Source organism: Stenotrophomonas sp. INTA L402-1 (assembly GCF_059295135.1).
Genome location: NZ_JCAFWP010000205.1, coordinates 1 through 557, shown reverse-complemented (window position 1 = coordinate 557; position 557 = coordinate 1). Strand labels below are relative to the sequence as shown.

Genomic DNA, 557 nt, shown 5'->3' with positions numbered 1-557 from the left:
GCTGGCGGCGTGACACCATTCACCGTGCCGCTCTGGTCGCCGTCAAAGTGCGCCCCGTTATCCACGATGGCTTCTTTTTCCGGTACATGCTGCACGGCGGTGATGGCATACGTGCCGTCGTCGTTCTCACGGATACTCACGCAGCGGAACAGGCGCTGGCGCAGCGTCGGCAGCTTCAGCCCCCATACGCTGTATCCGGCAACGCCGTCAGGAACACGGCTCACTTTTACCTTCACGCCGTCGGTGACGGACTGGACCTCCAAGCTGACCGGATTGCCACTTCCGTCAACCAGGCTTATCAGCGTGGTACCGGAGGATGGCAGCGTGATTTCACGGTCGAGCGTCAGCGTCCGGGTCTGGCTGTTCACCGCCAGCACGCGACCACCGGTGCTGATACCGGCATAGTCATCATCGCAGATTTCAATAACATCGCCCGGCACATGGCGAAGCCCTTCTGCGCCCACGCTGAAATCCACGGTCTGCGTTTCCAGCAGTTCCGTTTTAATCAGCCACAGCCCGGCGCGGTGTGCCTGCCCCCGGCTGGTACAGCCAAAGGC

1 protein-coding gene is annotated in these 557 nt (G+C 61.8%); it reads right to left on the bottom strand.

Annotated features, from left to right (window positions below):
* On the bottom strand, positions 1-557 hold a 557-nt coding region (locus AC5O77_RS22365), incomplete at both ends, for a phage tail protein (protein WP_494507243.1).